The sequence below is a fragment of the Rhizobium sp. AN5 genome (assembly GCF_900215255.1).
In the GTDB taxonomy this organism is placed as follows: Bacteria; Pseudomonadota; Alphaproteobacteria; order Rhizobiales; family Rhizobiaceae; genus Agrobacterium; species Agrobacterium tumefaciens.
Genome location: NZ_OCMJ01000004.1, coordinates 2,864,660 through 2,883,824, shown reverse-complemented (window position 1 = coordinate 2,883,824; position 19,165 = coordinate 2,864,660). Strand labels below are relative to the sequence as shown.

At 56.7% G+C, this 19,165-nt stretch carries 20 protein-coding genes and 1 tRNA gene; 12 read left to right on the top strand and 9 right to left on the bottom strand.

Translation table 11 applies throughout. From position 1 onward, the window contains the following. Positions 1–4: 4 nt before the first annotated feature. Positions 5–703: a type 1 glutamine amidotransferase gene (locus CRP02_RS26670; RefSeq protein ID WP_179784144.1), complete on the bottom strand. Its 699-nt coding sequence runs from the start codon at positions 701–703 to the stop codon at positions 5–7. A gap of 138 nt (positions 704–841) precedes the next feature. Next, positions 842–1,291, bottom strand: a complete 450-nt coding sequence (locus CRP02_RS26665) for a DoxX family protein (RefSeq protein WP_003514571.1) — start codon at positions 1,289–1,291, stop codon at positions 842–844. A 145-nt stretch (positions 1,292–1,436) separates the two neighbouring features. Between CRP02_RS26665 and CRP02_RS26660 the strand changes: the two genes are divergently transcribed. Beyond that, entirely contained in the window at positions 1,437–1,742 is a 306-nt protein-coding gene (locus tag CRP02_RS26660) for a SelT/SelW/SelH family protein (protein WP_097172742.1), read from the top strand. Between the two features lie 120 nt (positions 1,743–1,862). Beyond that, positions 1,863–1,949 (top strand) — tRNA-Leu (locus CRP02_RS26655). A gap of 240 nt (positions 1,950–2,189) precedes the next feature. Here CRP02_RS26655 and CRP02_RS26650 read toward each other — a convergent pair. Beyond that, positions 2,190–2,573: a pilus assembly protein N-terminal domain-containing protein gene (locus tag CRP02_RS26650; RefSeq protein WP_097172944.1), complete on the bottom strand. Its 384-nt coding sequence runs from the start codon at positions 2,571–2,573 to the stop codon at positions 2,190–2,192. 443 nt (positions 2,574–3,016) lie between these two features. Here CRP02_RS26650 and CRP02_RS26640 point away from each other — a divergent pair, with 443 nt between their 5' ends. The 9 genes from CRP02_RS26640 to CRP02_RS26600 all read left to right on the top strand — a co-directional run bounded on the left by CRP02_RS26640 (position 3,017) and on the right by CRP02_RS26600 (position 12,033). After that, entirely contained in the window at positions 3,017–3,208 is a 192-nt protein-coding gene (locus tag CRP02_RS26640) for a Flp family type IVb pilin (protein ID WP_097172741.1), read from the top strand. 103 nt (positions 3,209–3,311) lie between these two features. Beyond that, positions 3,312–3,824, top strand: coding sequence for a prepilin peptidase (locus CRP02_RS26635; RefSeq protein ID WP_097172740.1), 513 nt, complete (start codon positions 3,312–3,314; stop codon positions 3,822–3,824). A 125-nt stretch (positions 3,825–3,949) separates the two neighbouring features. Then, positions 3,950–4,756, top strand: a complete 807-nt coding sequence (gene cpaB / locus CRP02_RS26630) for a Flp pilus assembly protein CpaB (RefSeq protein ID WP_003514566.1) — start codon at positions 3,950–3,952, stop codon at positions 4,754–4,756. Beyond that, positions 4,753–6,336 carry a type II and III secretion system protein family protein gene (locus CRP02_RS26625; protein WP_097172739.1) on the top strand — a complete coding sequence of 528 codons (1,584 nt, stop codon included), beginning with the start codon at positions 4,753–4,755 and terminating at the stop codon, positions 6,334–6,336. Before cpaB ends, CRP02_RS26625 begins: the two co-directional genes overlap by 4 nt. A 56-nt stretch (positions 6,337–6,392) precedes the next feature. Further along, positions 6,393–7,085 (top strand): CpaD family pilus assembly protein, encoded by a 693-nt coding sequence (locus CRP02_RS26620; protein ID WP_097172738.1) that lies wholly within the window; start codon positions 6,393–6,395, stop codon positions 7,083–7,085. Positions 7,086–7,119: 34 nt separating this feature from the next. Continuing rightward, positions 7,120–8,406: an AAA family ATPase gene (locus tag CRP02_RS26615; RefSeq protein WP_097172737.1), complete on the top strand. Its 1,287-nt coding sequence runs from the start codon at positions 7,120–7,122 to the stop codon at positions 8,404–8,406. Positions 8,407–8,439: 33 nt separating this feature from the next. Beyond that, positions 8,440–9,912, top strand: coding sequence for a CpaF family protein (locus CRP02_RS26610; RefSeq protein ID WP_003514561.1), 1,473 nt, complete (start codon positions 8,440–8,442; stop codon positions 9,910–9,912). 119 nt (positions 9,913–10,031) lie between these two features. Further along, the gene (locus CRP02_RS26605; RefSeq protein ID WP_097172736.1) at positions 10,032–11,036 is read left to right on the top strand and encodes a type II secretion system F family protein; all 1,005 of its coding nucleotides are present in this window, start codon (positions 10,032–10,034) and stop codon (positions 11,034–11,036) included. Positions 11,037–11,046: 10 nt separating this feature from the next. Further along, complete coding sequence (locus CRP02_RS26600; protein ID WP_013635294.1) at positions 11,047–12,033, top strand: type II secretion system F family protein; 987 nt, start codon at positions 11,047–11,049, stop codon at positions 12,031–12,033. 99 nt (positions 12,034–12,132) lie between these two features. Here CRP02_RS26600 and CRP02_RS26595 read toward each other — a convergent pair whose 3' ends face one another. Beyond that, on the bottom strand, positions 12,133–12,957 hold the full coding sequence (locus tag CRP02_RS26595) for a tetratricopeptide repeat protein (RefSeq protein ID WP_065659772.1): 825 nt from the start codon (positions 12,955–12,957) through the stop codon (positions 12,133–12,135). Between the two features lie 142 nt (positions 12,958–13,099). Here CRP02_RS26595 and CRP02_RS26590 point away from each other — a divergent pair, with 142 nt between their 5' ends. Beyond that, entirely contained in the window at positions 13,100–14,494 is a 1,395-nt protein-coding gene (locus tag CRP02_RS26590) for a leucyl aminopeptidase family protein (RefSeq protein WP_097172735.1), read from the top strand. 64 nt (positions 14,495–14,558) lie between these two features. Here the strand turns inward: CRP02_RS26590 and pncB are convergent, their stop codons facing one another. From pncB to CRP02_RS26565, 5 genes are all read right to left on the bottom strand, one after another. Further along, entirely contained in the window at positions 14,559–15,863 is a 1,305-nt protein-coding gene (gene pncB / locus CRP02_RS26585) for a nicotinate phosphoribosyltransferase (protein WP_003514549.1), read from the bottom strand. Positions 15,864–16,021: 158 nt separating this feature from the next. Continuing rightward, positions 16,022–16,381, bottom strand: a complete 360-nt coding sequence (locus CRP02_RS26580) for a hypothetical protein (protein WP_097172943.1) — start codon at positions 16,379–16,381, stop codon at positions 16,022–16,024. Between the two features lie 94 nt (positions 16,382–16,475). Then, positions 16,476–17,327 carry a C40 family peptidase gene (locus tag CRP02_RS26575; protein ID WP_097172734.1) on the bottom strand — a complete coding sequence of 284 codons (852 nt, stop codon included), beginning with the start codon at positions 17,325–17,327 and terminating at the stop codon, positions 16,476–16,478. Positions 17,328–17,344: 17 nt separating this feature from the next. Next, positions 17,345–17,689 carry a MarR family winged helix-turn-helix transcriptional regulator gene (locus CRP02_RS26570; RefSeq protein WP_003514544.1) on the bottom strand — a complete coding sequence of 115 codons (345 nt, stop codon included), beginning with the start codon at positions 17,687–17,689 and terminating at the stop codon, positions 17,345–17,347. A gap of 368 nt (positions 17,690–18,057) precedes the next feature. Further along, entirely contained in the window at positions 18,058–19,164 is a 1,107-nt protein-coding gene (locus CRP02_RS26565; protein WP_097172733.1) for a DUF475 domain-containing protein, read from the bottom strand. Position 19,165 lies beyond the last annotated feature (1 nt).

Sequence of the window (19,165 nt, the reverse complement as noted above, 5' to 3'; positions counted from 1 at the left end):
CAGATCAGACAAGCCGTACCCAGGCACGGGCAATTTCCAGACCGGTCGCATCGGCCACATCTGCACGCCCGCCACGGTGATCGCGGCAATTGTTTATCCAGCCGGGCGCCATTTTTTCGACGGAAGCCGGGAATGCCTCACACCATCCGTCGACCACGGACGTGGATGCCTCAAAATGAAATTGCGTGCCATAGGCGGCCCGGCCAACGCGAAAAGCCTGATTTCGCGTTGCACCATTGGTCGCAAGTCTCGTTGCCTCGGGCGGAAGCGTGAATGTGTCGCAATGCCACTGAAAAATGGGAAATGTCTTGTCGAGCCCCGCCAATAGCGGATCGGACACGCCCTCTTCCGTGAGGGATACGTCTTCCCAGCCGAATTCGGGCGTGCCGGCCAGAATATTCTCTCCGCCATAGGCGCGCGCCAGCAACTGGCTGCCGAGACAGACACCCATCACGGCCTTGTCCGCATCGCCAAACGCTTTCATCAAAAGTGCGAGGTCTGGAAGATAGGGATAAAGCACGTCGTCAAGAGCGTTCTGCTCACCGCCCAAAACGACAAGCGCATCGTGTGCAGCTGCATCGAGAGGAAGAGGCTCACCCGCATAGGCGCGGATGACATGCACGTCAGCCCCTGCCTCTTCCAGAGCGACGCCGATCTGTCCATGCGGCGTGCCCGCCATGTTTTCGATAATTGCAACGCGCATGGGGCCTCTCGCCGAAAACGGGGAATTCGATCGGCCGGTATCGCCGATCGAATTCAGCTTCACCACGAGAAAAACGGATTTTCAAGAGGCGCAATATCGTCAGCAAGGCAATAAGCGGACAAGCCGGCCTGTGGCACCTTAAAATTCCCGCGACAGCTTCGCGTCGACGGAATGCCGGTTGCCGCCGCGGACAGCGAAGAACAGGAAAATGGCTGCCCAGAGAACTGATTTTTCCGCGCCACCCAGACCTTCCGCCTTTACGATACCGTGAAAATAGACCGTTACTAAAAGCACGATCATTGCGGCAAAGGATGCCGGCCGCGTGAACAGCCCAATGGCCACGAGAATTCCACCGAAAAATTCGGTGGCGGCCAGGAGAGGTGACCAGAATACACCCGGATAAAAGCCGAGGCTCTCCACCATGCCGACAGCCCCGAACGGATTGGCGATCTTGCCGAAGCCGTGGGTGACAAGAAGAAGCCCGGCCACGACGCGCAGAACGGTCTCCACCAGATCATGTGTCGAATTATAAAGAGGTGCGACCGCCGGAACGAAAAGACGCTGACGATTATTGTCGAACTGGGCCATGGGATCTCCGCGTTTTAGCCTTCGATGGCTTATCTGTTCGCAAAGCAGCATGATAAGAACAAGCATGCCGCAGGTAAAAACATGAGTATTATAGTTAACATTATCGTGAGCATTATTGTCACCAGGCGCTGAAGGAGACGTGACCATGGCCGAGACCAAGCCCCGCATAGCCATCCGCTACTGCACGCAATGCAACTGGCTGCTTCGTGCGGGATGGATGGCGCAGGAGATTTTGCAAACCTTCGCTTCTGATATCGGCGAAGTCGGCCTCATTCCCTCAACGGGTGGCCTGTTCGAGATCACCGTAGATGGTGAAACCATATGGGAGCGCAAGCGCGATGGCGGCTTTCCCGGTCCAAAAGAGCTCAAACAGAGAATCCGCGATGTCATCGACCCGGAACGTGACCTCGGTCATGTCGACAGGACGAAGCATGAAGGGCTCGACAATTGACGCGGCAACATGTTTCAACAGCGTCTAACCAAGTTTTTTCCCTTTAAAATCAATGATCGTCATAAAAGTTCAAAAAGTCTGTTGACACCGGGCGGCTGCCCTCGTACATCGCTCTCCGTCGCCCAGATGGCGGAATTGGTAGACGCGCCAGCTTCAGGTGCTGGTACTCGCAAGGGTGTGGAGGTTCGAGTCCTCTTCTGGGCACCATTCCATTTTTGATCTTAGCCAGATCAAACACTTAGACGAAAAAACAGCAACATTCAGTCCTCCTGCAAAACGCAGGGGAACATGTTGCGGTTTTTCGTTTTGCTGACGATCAGCCCCGATCTTTCCCGTAAAAATGCTACCCAGGACGAGCGTTAAGCCTTTGTCACTTTGACACAACGCCAGCCATTCCCGCGCGCGGAATTCCGATATCTTCAGACCTGGTATTGGGTTGCAGTTCGCTTAAGGCTGGACGTCTTTGTCGCCACTGTTTTGCGAATGCTGTTCGCAATTCGGCGTACAGGAAAGCACGGTCCGTTCCGTCTGTCGGAAAACGCGAACCGTATTGCCTTCATCGATGGACACGAGAATGCGCTCATCGACGATTGGATTGCCCTCGGCATCGAGAAGAACAAGATTCGTCGTACCGAAACTGCGCCCGGTCAGCACGATCGTGGTGGCATCGGCCACCGTCGCATCGGCGACTTTCGAGTTGCCGACAATAACCTTGCTCACAGGGCGGTCGAGGCGAAGAACACGGGCGTGGTTCATCGAAACGCGCAATATGTCTTCCTGAGCAAAAACGGGCTGTAACGAACCCGACAGAATGACGGACAAGCCGACCACGATTTTCGCCAGTTTTCCGGATGACACGCGTTTCGCCCTTATTCACTATCCCGCACTTTACTACTCGATAGAATGCGCGGTTTTAGTGAACGAAGCGTTAAATGGCGGAAATCCATGACGCGCGCGGTAACCATTTGCAATATCATGACATTTGTCGGCTCCTGACGTCACGCGTCAAAACTGAACATATGTGTCTCATTGAAAGGACATTTTGCCGGAAATGAGAAACGACCCGCTCTGGAATATATTTGTTTCTCAGCAACTATAAAAATGAAGGAAATACTTTTCGGTTTTATTTACCAAGAGAAAGTCATCCTGTCGTTTACTTTGGATTAATCCTCTTCTTTAAGCGCTTGGAAATTGCTCCGCTGTAGTTTGAACGCAACCGAACAACGGAAAACAGTTGTCGGCGTGCTGAACCAAACAAGTGTTAGGAGAGACCCATGACCAAGATTTTCGCTCGCTTCCTGAAAGATGAGTCCGGCGCAACGGCAATCGAATACGGACTGATTGCCGCGCTTATTTCTGTTGCCATCATCGGTGGCGCAACGACAGTGGGCACGAAGCTCAATACCGTATTTACGAACCTTGGCACCAGAATTGGCAACAATACGCCGTCTGCCACTAACAACTGATCCAAGGCGCGTGTAAATTAGACGTAAGTACGCCGCCAATATGGCGGCGTATTTTTTGGTACAGAGCTTTCGGTCTTAGATTGAAATGCCTTGGGAGGCGACCATGGTGATAGCTGCAATTTTCCTGATCGTGCCCCTTTGCCTAGCCTTTGCCGCTCTGAACGATCTTTTCAGTATGACTATCCCCAACAGGATACCGCTTTTACTGCTCCTATCCTTTGCTGTGGTTGCCCCCTTTTCCGGCATGGACTGGCAGACTTATGTAATGAGCCTTGTTGCCGGTATTGTTGTATTGTTTGCTTGCTTTGCGCTATTCGCTACCAATGTCATGGGTGGAGGAGACGCAAAGTTATTGACTGCCGCAGCGGTCTGGTACGGCTTCAACATCTCCCTTATCGAATTTCTACTTTCGGTCACCTTCATCGGCGGCGTGTTGACGCTTGGAATCCTGCTTCTGCGATCGCGCTCGCAGGAAATCATGGCGGCCGGCATTCCCATTCCGGATTCCCTGCTGGTTGCGAAGAAAATCCCCTATGGCATAGGCATCGCCATTGCCGGGCTTTTGACCTATGGCGAAACACCGCTTGTAAAAGCCGCCATCGCAAGTCTTTCCTGAGAAATCTGCGTTCACTGCAGGTTAAAGGCCTGTTAACCAGAAATCCAAGCATAATATTAACCATAATTATACCAATGACGGGCCATCCTGACGGGAGAAAAATCTGATTCCCTCAAGGATCGAGCATGAAACCGTCGCGTATCGTCATTCTGTCAGTTGCCCTGGTCGCCGCCGGTCTTGCCGGCATCGTTGCCATGCAGATTTCCGGCGCGAAGCAGGTCATCGAAAAAGCGGAAACGATCATAGAGAAGGAACCGACGGTTAACGTTCTCGTTTCCTCGGTCAACCTACCCGTCGGCAGCCGCCTGAACGATAGTTCGGTGCACTGGACGCCCTGGCCCACTGGTAACGTCATCGACAGCTTCATAACGGAAGCGAAAAACCCGAACGCCATAACCGAACTATCCGGCGCTGTCGTGCGGCTGCCTTTGTTTCAGGGCGAGCCGGTACGGCCTGAAAAAGTGGTCGATTCCAGCACCCGCATCATGTCCTCGCTCTTGCCAGCCGGCAAACGCGCCGTCGCCACGGAAATTTCCGTCTCGACAGGTGCTGGCGGTTTCGTGCTGCCGAATGACCGGGTCGATGTCATCATGGTCCGCAAGGGCGATTCAGGCCATTTTTTGACTGAAAATGTTTTGAACAATGTCCGTGTTCTGGCGATCGACCAGCAGATCAAGGAAGGCGAGGACGGCACCTCAGCCGTCGTGGGTGCAACCGCAACGCTCGAACTCACACCCGAACAGGCCAAAATCATCACCGTAGCGCAACAGATGGCGGATCGCCTTACGCTGGCTTTGCGCTCAGTCGCCGATGCGCAGGAAAACGACACGCTTTCAGCAGGTTACCTTCTCAACGGTGGCTCCGGGCAGCCGGAGATTCAGGTGATCAAATCCGGTTCGATCGTCAAAGCCGGACAGGGAGCATCGCAATGACCGGGGGTTCCATGGCAAAGCGCATTAAACAACACCTGCGTTCCTCAATGGCGGGCAGCCTTGCATTTTGCCTGGCTTTTTCAGGCATTCCGGGTCAGCACTCACTCGCGTTTTTGCGTATCAGCGAAGCCGAGGCTCAAAGCGCGAGCATCGTGCGGATCACCGAAAGCGGTACTGGCATTCGCAAGCGCCTGAAGCTCGGTCTCAACAAGGCACTGGTCATCGATCTGCCGGAGGATGCCCATGATATTCTCGTCGCCGATCCGAGCCTTGCCGATGCCGTAACCCGTACGTCCAAGCGCATCTATCTGTTCGGAAAAACGGTGGGCCAGACCAATATCTTCATTTTCGGAGATGGCGGGCGCGAAATCGTCAGTCTTGATCTTGAGGTCGAGCGCGATATCTCCGGGCTTGAGGCCAATATCCGTCGTTTCATTCCCGAGTCGGACATCAAGGTAGAGATCGTTTCTGATAACATCGTTCTCACTGGATCAGTGCGCACGCCGCAGGATTCTGCACGCGCCGTGCAACTTGCCGAAGCATTTCTGAAAGGCGGCGAAGCCACCACCCGCAATATATCGCTGACGGGCGGCAACAATGGCGGTGACGCGGCGATTTTTGCCGAAAACCGCCAGACATCGCAGATCGTCAATATGCTGACGATTGAGGGCGAAGATCAGGTGACGCTGAAAGTCACCGTTGCTGAAGTTAGCCGGCAGGTGCTGAAACAGCTTGGCTTCAATGGTTCCATCAGCAGCTCGACAAGCAATAACGGTTTCGAATTTTCAAATCCGTCCAATCTCGGAAATGCAATTAGCGGTGCGTCGCGAATAGCCAGTGGCGCGATTGGCTCCGGCTCGCTCAACTTTGCTTCCTATCTCAACGCCATGGAACAGGCGGGTGTCGTGCGCACTCTGGCCGAACCGAGTCTTACCGCCATCTCCGGCGAACAGGCCAAGTTCTACGTGGGGGGCGATTTCCGTCTGCCTGCAGAGCAGGAAGTTACCATCGACAAGGAAACGGGCCAGCCAACCATAACGCGTACCACCAACACGGTCGACTACGGCATCACGTTGAACTTCAGGCCCGTCGTGCTGTCACCGGGACGGATCAGCCTTAAAATTGAGACCAATGTTTCCGAGCCGACATATGAAGGCAACGTTGTAACCGGAAATGCGGGCCGCACCATCCCAGGTTCTACCTACATGTCGATCCGCAAACGCGAGACATCGACAACAGTCGAACTTCCGTCCGGCGGCTCGATTGTGATCGCGGGTCTGGTCCAGGACAATATTCGCCAGGCCATGTCAGGACTTCCCGGCATTTCCAAAGTGCCGATCTTCGGCACGCTTTTCCGCAGCAAGGATTTCATCCGCAACGAGACAGAGCTTGTCATCATAGCAACGCCCTATCTGGTACGTCCCGTTGCGCGCAACCAGATCGCCCGGCCGGATGACAACTTCAACCCGGAAAACGATGCCGCCATGTATTTCATGAACCGTGTCAACAAGGTCTATGGCCGCAAGGACCAGGTTCAGGCGGCTCCCTATCAGGGATCAGTGGGGTTCATCTACAAATGACGACACGCGCACGAAATCCCCTTTTCACAGCAAGCCCGGTCCCGGCAGGAAACGCCATGCAGGAAAACCCTTCTTCCTTTTCCTCAAGCCTGCCGGGCCGACGGGCAGGTCTCGTCGCCATGGTGGCGCTTGCCGCCGGCCTGTTGCAAGGTTGCGCACGCGACCCGATGACGACCAACGCCATTCCCGACGACTACCGCACGCGCCATCCGATCACCCTGTCGGAAGCCGAGCATTCGCTGGATATTCCGGTATCAGCAGGCGATAGCCGGCTGACCACGGCAATGGCGGATAATGTCCGTGGTTTCGCCCAGAATTACGCCTCGATGTCGACGGGGATCGTCAATATCCAGATGCCATCGGGATCAGCCAACTCGGCAGCGGCTTCAAAAATGGCGAGACAAATCCGCTCCGCGCTTTCCGGCGCTGGTGTGCCCTCGGGCAAGATCATGGAAACACGTTACGCTGCATCCCGGAATGGCGATGCCGCCCCCATTCGCCTGAGTTATGTGGCTGTCACCGCCATGACCGGGCAATGCGGCCAATGGCCCGAAGACCTTTCCGACAATACCTTTGCCAACAAGAACTGGTACAATTTCGGATGTGCCTCCCAGAGCAATCTCGCGGCACAGGTTGCCAACCCAATGGATCTTGTTGGTCCGCGTGGCATGAGCCCGATCGACGCGGAGCGCCGAGCGGTGGTGATTGACGCCTATCGCAGCGGCAAAAACACGGCGACGTCAAATTGACGCGGTTCCAACAATTGTCAGGGCAGGAAAGACGATGAGCGCTGTAGAATACGATATCAAGTCAAGCGGCGACGCGGAAGCCGAACAGCCGGCGCCGCGTGCCTCGGATATGGATCGCCTGCGGCCCCTGCCCCGCATATCCGTCCATGCCTTCTGCGTCAGCGAAAACATGCAGCGTGTGATGGATGCCTTGTCCAGTGACAGGCGCATGAGCAAGGTCACCCTGCGGGTAACCAAGGGCGACATCAACGCGGCGGCGACGATGTTTTCCGCCTCACCAACGCCCAATCTCATCGTTCTCGAAACAGCAAGCTCACCGGCTTCGCTGCTGGATGATCTCGCGCCTCTGGCAGAGGTCTGCGACCCCACCACCCGTGTCATCATCGTTGGCCGGCACAACGACATAACGCTTTATCGCGATCTCATCCGCAACGGCATTTCCGAATATCTCGTCGCTCCGATCAACATGGCAGATCTGTTGGCTTCGATCGCGACGATCTTCGTTGATCCGGAAGCGGAGCCGCTCGGTCGCAACATCGCCTTCATCGGTGCCAAAGGCGGGGTGGGCTCGTCGACGATCGCGCATAATTGCGCCTTCGGCATCTCTACCCTGTTCTCCACCGAAACCATTCTGGCGGATATGGATCTTGCCTATGGCACGGCCAACATCGATTTCGATCAGGATCCCGCTCAGGGCATGGCGGAAGCGGTGTTTTCGCCGGAACGACTGGACGAGGTGTTCCTCGACCGTCTGCTGACGAAATGTTCCGACCACCTCTCACTTTTGGCCGCACCCTCTCTTCTCGACAGGACCTATGATCTCGATCGTCAGGCGTTTCTGCCGATTCTTGAGGTCCTGCAGCGCAGTGCGCCTGTCGCGGTTCTCGACCTTCCCCACCAATGGTGTGACTGGACGCGGGCGGTGCTTGCGGAAGCCGACGAGGTGGTCATTACGGCGGTTCCGGATCTCGCAAATCTGCGCAATACGAAGAACCTGTTCGACGCGCTGATAAAACTGAGACCCAACGACAAGTTACCGCATCTCGTTCTCAATCAGGTCGGCATGCCGAAACGCCCGGAGATCGCCCCCGCGGATTTTCTCGACCCACTGGAAATCGAGCCGGTTGCCATCATTCCGTTCGACACCCAGCTGTTCGGAAATGCCGCCAACAGCGGACGCATGATCAGCGAGATGGACGAAAAATCCCAGATCGCGGAAACGTTCTCGCAAATTGCCCATACCATTACAGGCCGTACCATTCTGCGCAAAAACAAGCGTGGCGGTCTGGACAAGCTCAAGAATATTCTCAAGCGCAAATAGGCTCCCTTTCTGGGCCTTTAGACGGAAACGCCGATGTTCGGAAAACGCGGGCCAGAAGGCCCAGCCAGAACCATAAAGCCGGATTTTGTCGCGCCTGCCATACAGCAGGTGAAGGCAACACCTGAGCCGCGGTCTCTGGCGATCGACACTTTGGAGCCCGGCCAATCGCCTGCAACGCGGCAGGCGCAATCTCCCATGCAATCGCCGCAGAAAAAGCGTGCCCGCACGGAAGATTATTACAATACCAAGGGCCAGGTCTTTTCCGCGCTCATCGATACGATCGACCTTTCGCAGCTCGCCAAGCTCGACGCGGAGAGCGCGCGCGAGGAAATTCGTGATATCGTCAACGATATCATCACGATCAAGAATTTCGCCATGTCAATCGCCGAGCAGGAAGAGCTGCTCGAAGACATTTGCAACGACGTTCTTGGTTATGGGCCGCTGGAGCCGCTTCTCGCACGCGATGATATTGCCGATATCATGGTCAACGGTTCCGGCCAGACCTTCATCGAAGTCGGCGGCAAGACCATCGAATCCGACATACGGTTCCGTGACAATGGTCAATTGCTTTCCATCTGCCAGCGCATCGTCAGCCAGGTCGGCCGACGCGTGGACGAATCGAGCCCGATATGCGACGCCCGCTTACCCGATGGATCGCGTGTCAACGTCATCGCACCACCGCTCGCCATCGATGGTCCGGCGCTTACGATCCGAAAATTCAAGAAGGACAAGCTCACGCTAGACCAGCTGGTGCGTTTCGGCGCAATCACGCCTGAAGGCGCGACCCTGCTCAAGATCATCGGCCGCGTCCGCTGCAATGTCGTCATCTCTGGTGGTACCGGCTCGGGCAAGACCACGCTTCTCAATTGCCTTACGAGCTTCATCGACAAGGATGAACGCGTCATCACCTGTGAGGACACCGCCGAACTGCAACTGCAGCAACCGCATGTGGTGCGGCTGGAAACGCGCCCGCCGAACATCGAAGGTGAAGGCGAGATCACCATGCGTGATCTGATCAAGAACTGCCTTCGTATGCGGCCTGAACGTATCATCGTCGGCGAAGTGCGTGGACCGGAGGTTTTCGACCTTCTTCAGGCGATGAACACCGGCCATGATGGATCGATGGGAACGCTTCACGCCAATACGCCGCGGGAATGCCTCAGCCGTATCGAATCGATGATCGCCATGGGCGGGTTTACCCTGCCGGCAAAGACGGTACGCGAAATCATCTCGGGCTCTATCGATATCGTCATTCAGGCCCAGCGCCTTCGCGACGGCTCACGCCGGATAACGCAGATCACCGAAGTGATCGGCATGGAAGGCGACGTCATCGTGACCCAGGATCTGATGCGATACGAAATAGACGGCGAAGACGCGCACGGCAAGCTGATCGGTAAGCACGTCTCCACGGGCATCAGCAAACCCCATTTCTGGGATCGCGCGCGCTATTATGGCGAGGAAAAACGCCTGGCCACCGCGCTCGACGAGATGGAAAAGACATCATAGAGCACGTCCTGTTTAAACGGAATCGTCTGACGTGCTCTAACTCTTTGTTTCTACGCATTTTCCGTACGGAAAACCACTACGCAATTTTACTGGAAATGCTCTAAGGGAAGGCGACTGCCATGGACCCCACAATCCTGCTACTGGCCGCACTTGTCGCTATTTCGGCAGGGGCGCTTGCTTATGCCTTCCTCTTCCAGCAGATCGAGGTCGAGAAAAAGACCACAAGTCGCTTCAAGCGGGTCAAGGCCGCCGAAACGGATCACGCCAACATCAAGGCCGCGCGGGACCGGGTTCAGGAACTTGGCAAACGCCGCAAGTCCATGCAGGACAGCCTGCGGGAAATGGAAAAGAAACAAAGCGAAAAGGCGAAGAAAGCAAAGAATGTCGGTCTGCGCGAAAAGCTGGTTCAGGCGGGACTGCAACTTTCTGTCCGGCAGTTCCACCTTCTGAGCGCAGGCGCGGCTGCTTTCTCCGCCGTCATTGCGCTTCTTTATGGCCTGTCGATGCTTATCGCTCTGCTCATAGGAGCCGTCGTGGCCTTGGGACTGCCGCGATGGGTATTGGCATTTATACTCAAGCGCCGGCAGAAAAAATTCCTCGAGGAATTTCCAAATGCGCTGGATGTCATGTGCCGGTCGATCAAATCCGGATTGCCGCTTAACGACGCCGTGCGACTGATCGCGTCGGACGGACAGGAACCGGTGAAAACGGAGTTCCAGCGCGTCGTCGACGCGCAGCAGGTCGGCATCGGCATTCCGCAGGGGATCGAGCGCATGATGCTGACCGTGCCGCTTTTCGAAGTGAGCTTCTTCAGCACCGTCATCAACATTCAGGCGCAGGCGGGCGGCAATCTTTCGGAGGCTCTTTCCAACCTTTCGAAAGTTCTGCGTGAACGCAGGAAAATGCGTGCCAAAGTAAACGCGTTATCGATGGAAGCGAAGGCCTCGGCGGTTATTATTGGCGCGCTGCCTTTCATCGTCATGCTGCTGGTGCACTTCACCTCGCCCGACTATCTGTCGGTGCTCTTCACCGACATGCGTGGGCACATCATTCTGGGGGTGTCGGGATTATGGATGCTGATCGGGATTTTCATCATGCGCCAAATGATCAATTTCGACATATGAGGGTACGACCATGACAGGAAGCCTCTTTTCCAGCCTGACGGACCCGCAAACGATCATTGCCATTCTCGTCACCCTTGCGGTTTTCGCGACCCTCTATACGCTCATCATGCCGCTCTTCGAGCGAAAAGACTTCGCCAAGCGCATGAAAGCCGTGTCATCGGAGCGCGATCTCATTCGCAGCCGCGAGCGTGAGCGCTTGGCCGCCGCCACGAGGGACGGCAAGGCCTCCCTGCGTGGCAATAATAATAAATCAGCGCGACGCATCGTCGAAAAATTCAACCTTCAGGAAGCGCTTGCCGACAAGAACACGATGAACAAGCTGCGCGCTGCGGGTTTTCGTTCACAGAATGCGCTCAACACATTTCTTGCCGCCCGGTTCGTGCTGCCATTCGTTTTTCTGGCCCTGGCCTTTACCTGGGTTTTCGTTCTCGGAAACCTCGCCGATAAGGCTTTCGTCGTCCGGCTGATGGCAGTGCTCATTTTTGGTTATCTGGGTTTTTACGCACCCAATATCTATGTTTCCAACGCCATGAACAAGCGGCAGGCCTCGATCAGGCGCGCTTGGCCGGATGCGCTTGATCTGATGCTGATCTGCATCGAATCCGGTGTGTCCATGGAGGCCGCGATGCGTCGTGTTGCGGAAGAAATGGGTGAGCAGTCGCCCGAACTGGCGGAGGAAATGATGCTGACGACAGCGGAGCTTTCCTTCCTTCAGGACCGGCGCATCGCACTTGAGAATTTTGGCATGCGCACGCAGCTGGACGGCGTCAAAAGCGTAGTGCAAGCGCTTATCCAGGCGGAACGATACGGCACGCCATTGGCTCAGGCGCTGCGCGTTCTGGCCCAGGAAGGCCGCGACGAGCGGATGAACGAGGCCGAAAAGAAGGCCGCCGCCCTGCCGCCAAAGCTGACCGTGCCGATGATCATATTTTTCCTGCCGGTGCTCATCGCAGTCATTCTCGGACCAGCCGGCATTCGCGTCGCCGATACGTTCTGACACTCTAAACGCGCCCACACTGTAGGCGGTAGCGCGTGATGATGCGGAGCTGTGAATATTATCTGCGGTCTGGCGTTGATGGACGTGCCTGACCCTGCATCAGCCTGCTGGCTTGTTGTCCTTCTTCGCCAGTTGCTGCCAGGAATTCTGCTGCGACAGCATTGCACGCAGATAACCGAGATTTGCCTGCGCCTGCTGTGGCGAAAGTTCCTGAACCGCGATGCGCTCAGCCTCGGCAAACCGTCCCTGAAGACCCACCACGAGCGCGAGGTTCTGGCGAACGCGGCTGTCGGCGCCCGGCTGGGCGATGGCCGATTGCAGATACGTCTCGGCGGTACGGGGATCGCTCGACAGGACATAGGACATGCCAAGGTTCGAGAGCACGCTTGGATCGTTCGGTTTGAGATCGAGTGCCTGTCGGTATTTGGTGCGGGCCTCGTTCGACCTGCCAAGCTGATCGAGCACGGCACCTTCGGCAGAATACAGCCGCCAGTCTGGACGATCTGGCGTCTGCGCTCTCTGGATGGTTGAAAGGGCCTGTTCGAGCTGGCCTGATGCTGCCTGCGCCTTGCCATAGGCGGCAAGCACCTCGCGGTCGGCCGGATTGGCGATGGCGATCTGCTGCATGACGGCGAGCGCCTGCGTGTTCTTGCCGGTCATCATCAGTACGTTGGCATAATTCATGCCGACGGACCTGTCCTTGGGGCTGCGTTCATAGGCCTTGCCGGCCGTCTCTTCCGCCTGCCGGAGCTGGTCCATGTTCATGTGGTCATAGGAGCGTGTGGCCGCAGGAATGGAGCCGGTGGACATGCGATCCGGCTTGTTGGTGCTTGCGCATCCGGAAACGGCGAAAACCAGCGCTGCGAGACATGCTCCGCGCAGTAACCCTGTCCGACCTGTCTCGCTCAAAGAAAAAGCAGTCATGGCAGTGCCCCCGCCCAAGAATTATCGATCTTGCGCCCGACATACGACAGACTCACATGACGCAACTTTCGCTTAAGCAATAATCTGTTAACCCTAACAGAGCGTTAATCGCACCGATTCTCGACAGTTACGAAAGCAGACCATGGCGCCCTATCAGTTCATCGAACGCCCGACACCTTTCAGCTCCAAGGCTGGCAGCACCCTGCCGGTTTTCGCCGTGACGCCAGCCCATATCGAACAGGGTGCCATCGATCCTGTTGCTCTGGACTGGGCGAAAAAAGCGGGTTTTAAGGCCGAAGCAGGCGCCGTATTGCTTGTTCCCTCTTCCGATGGTTCGCTGGGTGGCGTTCTTCTTGGCCTTGGCGGCAATCCCTCCGAAATCCCGTTCATAACCGGAAAACTGGCCCGCGAGCTGCCCGAAGGCGAGTGGCATATTGAAACCGCGCCATTGACGGCCAATCGGCTGGCTCTCGGTTTCGGCCTCGGCAGCTACCGCTTCGACAAATACAAAACAACCAAAACCAGCGGGGCAAAGCTTCTCATTCCGCAGGATGCCGAAGATGGCGAGATCAAGCGCGTTCTGGCCGGCGTCTTCCTCGCCCGCGATCTCATCAATGTTCCGGCCAACGATATGGGACCGGACGAGCTTGAGATCGCCTTCCGCAGCCTTGCCGCACACTACAAGGCAAAGGTGGGCGTCATTACCGGCGACGATCTGCTGAAGGAAAACTTCCCGCTCATCCATGCCGTCGGCCGCGCCAGCGAAAGCGCACCGCGCCTCCTGGAAATGAACTGGGGCAAGAAGGGAAATCCGCGCCTGACCCTCGTTGGCAAGGGTGTCTGCTTCGATACTGGTGGTCTCGATATCAAGCCAGCCGCCTCCATGGCGCTGATGAAGAAGGACATGGGTGGTGCGGCCAATGTTCTCGGTCTCGCGCTGATGATCATGGACGCGAAACTGCCGATCAATCTTCGCGTCCTCGTGCCCGCCGTCGAAAACTCCATTTCCGCCAACGCCTTCCGTCCCGGTGACATCTACAGGAGCCGCAAGGGCCTGACGGTACAGATCGACAATACGGATGCAGAAGGCCGTCTCGTTCTGGCCGATGCGCTGGCCTATGCCGACGAGGATGCGCCGGACCTGATGATCGACATGGCAACGCTCACGGGTGCCGCCCGCGTTGCTCTCGGCCCGGATCTGCCGCCCTTCTATACCGATGACGACGATCTGGCCCACGATATCGCGGAAGCCAGCATCGATACCGACGATCCCCTGTGGCGCATGCCGCTCTATATGGGGTACGACAAGGATATCCGCTCACGCGCGGCCGATATCACCAACGCGCCATCAGGCGGCATGGCAGGATCGATCACCGCCGCCCTGTTCCTGAAGCGTTTCGTCACCAATACAAAAAAATGGGCACATTTCGATATTTACGGCTGGTCCTTGAGCGAAAGGCACCACTCATCGATCGGCGGCGAGGCTCAAGGTATCAGAGCACTCTTCCATTACATCACACACCAGTTTGCGAAGTAAGTCGGTACCACGGTTGTTTTGACTGGCCCACGGGCGCTTCGTTAAGCGGAGCGCCCGGCCTCAATCAAACCAGAACCTTCTGTTCCTTGAGATCTTCCTCACCAAAGAACTTCAGATAACGCTCCACCTCGGATCGTTCGCCTGTCGCTTTTTGCGGATTATCGGAGAGTTTCACGGCTGGCCGACCATTGGCATCGCTGACCTTGCAGACGATGGAAATCGGCTTCAAGCTGGCGATGGTCTTCGGCGCGCAACCGGCGAAATCATTGGTCAGATTGGTGCCCCAGCCGAAGCTCATGCGCACCCGGCCTTCGAAATGCCTGTATGTATCAACAATGGCATCGACATCGAGACCATCTGAGAAAATCAGCATCTTCTTGCGGGGGTCACGGCCCATCTTCTGCCACCACTCGATGATCTTTTCCCCGCCTTCGATCGGCGGCGCGCTGTCGGGACGGAAGCCCGTCCAGTCCGCCACCCATTCCGGCGCATTGCGCAGGAAGGCCGCCGTGCCAAAAGCATCGGGCAGCACGATCAGCAGGTTGCCGCCGTAAAGCCGGTTCCAGTCCTTCAGAACCTGATAGGGCGCTGCGGCCAGTTCCTCGTTGGTCTGCGCCAGCGCCGCAACCACCATCGGCAATTCATGCGCATTGGTACCGACGGCTTCGAGATCGGAATCCATGGCGAGAAGGACGTTGCTCGTGCCGGTGAAGGCAGGGCCGATGCCTTCCTTCAGCGCCTCGACGCACCAGCGCTGCCACAGAAAACTGTGGCGGCGGCGGGTGCCGAAATCGGAAATGCGCAGGCCCGGCAGTTCCCGCAACCGTTCGACCTTTTCCCACATCTTGGCCTTTGCGCGGGCGTAGAGAACATCCAGCGTGAAATAACCAAGCGAGCGCATTGCGCTGCGCGAGCGTAGCTCATTGATGATCGCCAGCGCCGGGATTTCCCAGAGTGTCGTATCCATCCAGCGGCCGTGGAAATTCAGCTCATATTGCCCGTCGCGCTTGAAAAGCTCGTATTCGGGCAATTGGTAGCTCGAAAGCCAGGAGAGGAATTCCGGCTCGAAGATTTGCGAGCGGCCGTAGAAGGTGTTACCCGCAAGCCAGATGTTCTCCTTCTTGGAGAGGCGCAGGGTACGCGCGTGATCGAGCTGCTCGCGCAGTTCCATCTCGTCGATCTCTTCGGCCAGCCGCACCGTCTTCGTGCGGTTGATGAGCGAAAACGTCGCGTCGACTTCCGGATAGAGTTTCCAGATCATCTGCAACATCAGCAGCTTGTAGAAATCCGTATCGATCAGGCTGCGGACGATCGGATCGAGTTTCCAGGTGTGATTGTGGACCCGGGTTGCTATATCGGTCTTCGTCATGCTTGCATTCCCCAGCATCGGCCCAGAACATCGGCAGGGCCGACGTCACCCCGCACCTCGGCAGGTATTATCAACCTGTCATGTCGAAGATTTATCTGAAAAAGCAACAACAAGTCCAGAGTGCGGGCGGCGCAAACGCCGCTTTAAGTCATATTACTTCAGAAGGTCGGGTCGACAGGATTGATGCCGGGATACCAGTCCTTGGAGATGGGATTTCTGCCACCGAAGCTGGAGATGCCGTTCTCATCGGTGCAGCGATAGCCCTGAACCGGCAGACCGCGGCTACCGAAAACATCCCGGTATGGGCCGCGGGCATATCCAGTTACACCAAGTTCGCTATGGCAATTGTAACGCACCTTAGGCTGTAGCGTTCGCGGGTCCTTGACACCAGGCAGGTTCGCATAGGCATCTGGAGCCGGAGCAAAACCATTCTGAAAAACGGTCTGCGCCTGCGCGGAAGCGCTCATTAACACCGCTGCCAGGATCGCTGCCAATCGTGTTGCCATATTTGTCTTCATCGATGCCGGTCCCGTACCATCATTCAACCGATGTAGGCTTTCGGCTGTGGTCGCACAAAGGGCGAGGCAGGCACAATTTCGTGAAGCCGCCGCCTCAGCCTTCCAGACGCCGGAAAGCCGTCGGCTTTTCGTAAAGCCAGCCGATGCGCTCGATGGCCTCATTGAGATTTTCGCGTGCAACATTCATCGTGTGGCCATTGGCGTGCAGCAGCGTCTCTTCGTTTTCCATGAGGCCGACATGGCCCTTCCAGAAAACCAGATCGCCGCGGCGCAATTCATCACGTTCTATTTCCACGCCGAGCGATTTCACCTGCATGTCTGTATCGCGCAGAACCCGTCGGCCCGTCATCGCCATGGACAATTGCACGAGGCCCGAGCAATCGATGCCGAAGCCGGAGCGGCCGCCCCAGAGATAAGGCGTCTCGATAAAGCGCAAGGCCACCGCAACATAGTCCTCTTCGAGAGCGGCATCGGCTGGTCGGCAATGGGCGGCGATTATGCCCTCGCCTTTTTCGGTCAGCAGATAGCGGGTGCCACGTGTCTCGGCCTCACCAACGATCCGGACCATGCTGCCCATGGAAATGGCTGCGACCGGCGGTTTGCGCAATTCGGCGGAAGGATAGAGGAAGGTGCGTGGCGCAACCACCTGGTGGGTAACGGCAACGACATCGCCGATTGCCGTCTCCGGCACGTAACCGGCATAACCATCCGCATCCGCCTGCACCCAGGCCCAGCCATTCGCCCGGTCGAAAATGCGCACGGTTTCACCAAACAGCAGCTCCGTATCGATGCCGGCGGCAAGGTCAGGCGTTGGCCGCAGGCCAATAACCGGCAGAGCGATCTGGGCGGGCGAACCGCTGACGAAACGCTCGGCCTGAACCACGCCTTGCAGTTTCTCATCGGCCAGATCGGAGCGGAAGACATTCAGGCGGCGGTCGAGCATCATGGTTTCACATCCAGAGGTTAGATCTTGCGTGCCTGATCAATAATCAGATCGCCGAATTTTTCCAGATAGAGCGCACCTGCCACGGTGCGTTTTATCACGACATTGCGCTTGTCCCGTTCGTCCCGCACCCTGTCAACCAGCCCGAGCGCCCCCAGACTGTCGAGTGCGCGGGTGATGACCGGTTTGGTCACGCCCAGCAAGGCAGCGAGGCCCCGGACGGTATGTGGCGGCGGCACGAGGTATATCTGCAGCAGGATTGTAGTCTGGCGCAAGGTCAAATCCGGCGCATCGGCCGTGACCTGCGCAGCAGATACGCGATGCCAAAGCCCCAAGGCCTCCGTAGGCGAAAGTTCTGCAGGCAAACCGGTAACCTTCCAGTCGTTATCCCACCGTTTTCATTCAACGAAGCGGAAAACTCAAGAAGCATACCGCACAAACAGAACCGCCGCGCCTTCGCAGACCATAAAAGATCGCGCGGCGCGGCGGCATTGTTTAAACCCGTTTTTCGGGCCTTTAATGTCCCCTCTGGACTTGCAAGATGAGAAGCAGGAAGCGTGCCAGTTTTACTGCAGCGCACAAATACGAGCAAAAACAGATGCTTGAGGTACGATTCCGATATTATGTTCAAATTTTCCGCAAGGCGGGAATAGCAACAAAAACAGGCAATCAGCAATTCAGTGCTTAAAAACTGCCTTCCGCCATAACAGCGGAAGGCTGGGATCGGGATGGATCAGATTTCCGCGCCGCGTGCGGCATCGGTCGCATCTGCATTGTGCCGCCGGTTATGTCGGATCGACGACCAGAGCGAAATGCCGATCAGGGTCGCGCCACCAAGGCCGGTAATGACCTCCGGAATGTGGAACATCGTCTGCACGTACATGATGACGGACAGGATGAGGATCGCGTAGAAAGCGCCGTGTTCCAGATAGCGGTATTCGGCAAGCGTTCCCCTTTCCACCAGCATGATTGTCATCGAGCGCACGTACATGGCACCGATACCGAGGCCGATGGCGATGATGAACAGGTTCTGCGTCAGCGCAAAAGCACCGATGACGCCATCGAAGGAGAAGCTTGCATCGAGCACTTCGAGATAGAGAAACGCACCGAAGCCGCCTTTTGCTGCGCCTTCGAGCACTTCCTGGCTACGATCGAGAATACCGCCGACGACTTCCACCAGCAGGAAGGTCAAAAGACCCCAGATTGCCGCATGGAAGAAGGTGTTGGCCGCAACCGGACCAAGCTCCGGATTGTCGCTGGCGCCGATGATACGAGAGAAGGCCAGCATGACGACCAGCACGAAGGCGATCTCGATGCCCTTGACGGAGGAATAGACCGCAGCCTTTTCCTCGATCCAGCGCACCCAGTGCACGTCCTTTTCATGGTCGAAGAAGAAGTTGAGGCCGACCATCATCAGGAAGGTACCGCCGAAAGCAGCGATCGGCAGATGGGCGTCACGCATGATTTCTGCATAACGTTCCGGCTGCGTGGCCGCCATGACGAGCGCCGTCCAGGGGCCGACATTGGCGGCAACGACCACGATCAGCAGCGGGAAGACGATACGCATGCCGAAAACGGCAATCAGAATACCCCAGGTCAGGAAGCGATGCTGCCAGACCGGCGTCATCTCTTTCAGCTTGTTGGCGTTGACGATGGCGTTGTCGAAGGAAAGCGAAATTTCCAGCACGGCAAGCACCGCGCAAATGAAGAAGATCGTCGCTGTTCCACTGACAGTTCCGGTCATTTCCCAGCCGAGATAGCCGCCAAGGATCAGACCGACGATGGTGACGATAAAAGCCCACTTGAAGTAGGAAAGTGTGGTTTTCTGGGTGGCGCTCATG

What these genes read in the sequence shown, in the direction of transcription:
- CRP02_RS26605 (WP_097172736.1), top strand. Translation starts at nt 10,032, where the DNA reads ATGGACCCCACAATCCTGCTACTGGCCGCACTTGTCGCTATTTCGGCA.
- CRP02_RS26600 (WP_013635294.1), top strand. Translation starts at nt 11,047, where the DNA reads ATGACAGGAAGCCTCTTTTCCAGCCTGACGGACCCGCAAACGATCATT.
- CRP02_RS26635 (WP_097172740.1), top strand. Translation starts at nt 3,312, where the DNA reads ATGGTGATAGCTGCAATTTTCCTGATCGTGCCCCTTTGCCTAGCCTTT.
- CRP02_RS26610 (WP_003514561.1), top strand. Translation starts at nt 8,440, where the DNA reads ATGTTCGGAAAACGCGGGCCAGAAGGCCCAGCCAGAACCATAAAGCCG.
- CRP02_RS26640 (WP_097172741.1), top strand. Translation starts at nt 3,017, where the DNA reads ATGACCAAGATTTTCGCTCGCTTCCTGAAAGATGAGTCCGGCGCAACG.
- CRP02_RS26670 (WP_179784144.1), bottom strand. Translation starts at nt 703, where the DNA reads ATGCGCGTTGCAATTATCGAAAACATGGCGGGCACGCCGCATGGACAG.
- CRP02_RS26615 (WP_097172737.1), top strand. Translation starts at nt 7,120, where the DNA reads ATGAGCGCTGTAGAATACGATATCAAGTCAAGCGGCGACGCGGAAGCC.
- CRP02_RS26590 (WP_097172735.1), top strand. Translation starts at nt 13,100, where the DNA reads ATGGCGCCCTATCAGTTCATCGAACGCCCGACACCTTTCAGCTCCAAG.
- cpaB (WP_003514566.1), top strand. Translation starts at nt 3,950, where the DNA reads ATGAAACCGTCGCGTATCGTCATTCTGTCAGTTGCCCTGGTCGCCGCC.
- CRP02_RS26620 (WP_097172738.1), top strand. Translation starts at nt 6,393, where the DNA reads ATGCAGGAAAACCCTTCTTCCTTTTCCTCAAGCCTGCCGGGCCGACGG.
- CRP02_RS26665 (WP_003514571.1), bottom strand. Translation starts at nt 1,291, where the DNA reads ATGGCCCAGTTCGACAATAATCGTCAGCGTCTTTTCGTTCCGGCGGTC.
- CRP02_RS26595 (WP_065659772.1), bottom strand. Translation starts at nt 12,957, where the DNA reads ATGACTGCTTTTTCTTTGAGCGAGACAGGTCGGACAGGGTTACTGCGC.
- pncB (WP_003514549.1), bottom strand. Translation starts at nt 15,863, where the DNA reads ATGACGAAGACCGATATAGCAACCCGGGTCCACAATCACACCTGGAAA.
- CRP02_RS26660 (WP_097172742.1), top strand. Translation starts at nt 1,437, where the DNA reads ATGGCCGAGACCAAGCCCCGCATAGCCATCCGCTACTGCACGCAATGC.
- CRP02_RS26625 (WP_097172739.1), top strand. Translation starts at nt 4,753, where the DNA reads ATGACCGGGGGTTCCATGGCAAAGCGCATTAAACAACACCTGCGTTCC.
- CRP02_RS26565 (WP_097172733.1), bottom strand. Translation starts at nt 19,164, where the DNA reads ATGAGCGCCACCCAGAAAACCACACTTTCCTACTTCAAGTGGGCTTTT.
- CRP02_RS26575 (WP_097172734.1), bottom strand. Translation starts at nt 17,327, where the DNA reads ATGATGCTCGACCGCCGCCTGAATGTCTTCCGCTCCGATCTGGCCGAT.
- CRP02_RS26580 (WP_097172943.1), bottom strand. Translation starts at nt 16,381, where the DNA reads ATGAAGACAAATATGGCAACACGATTGGCAGCGATCCTGGCAGCGGTG.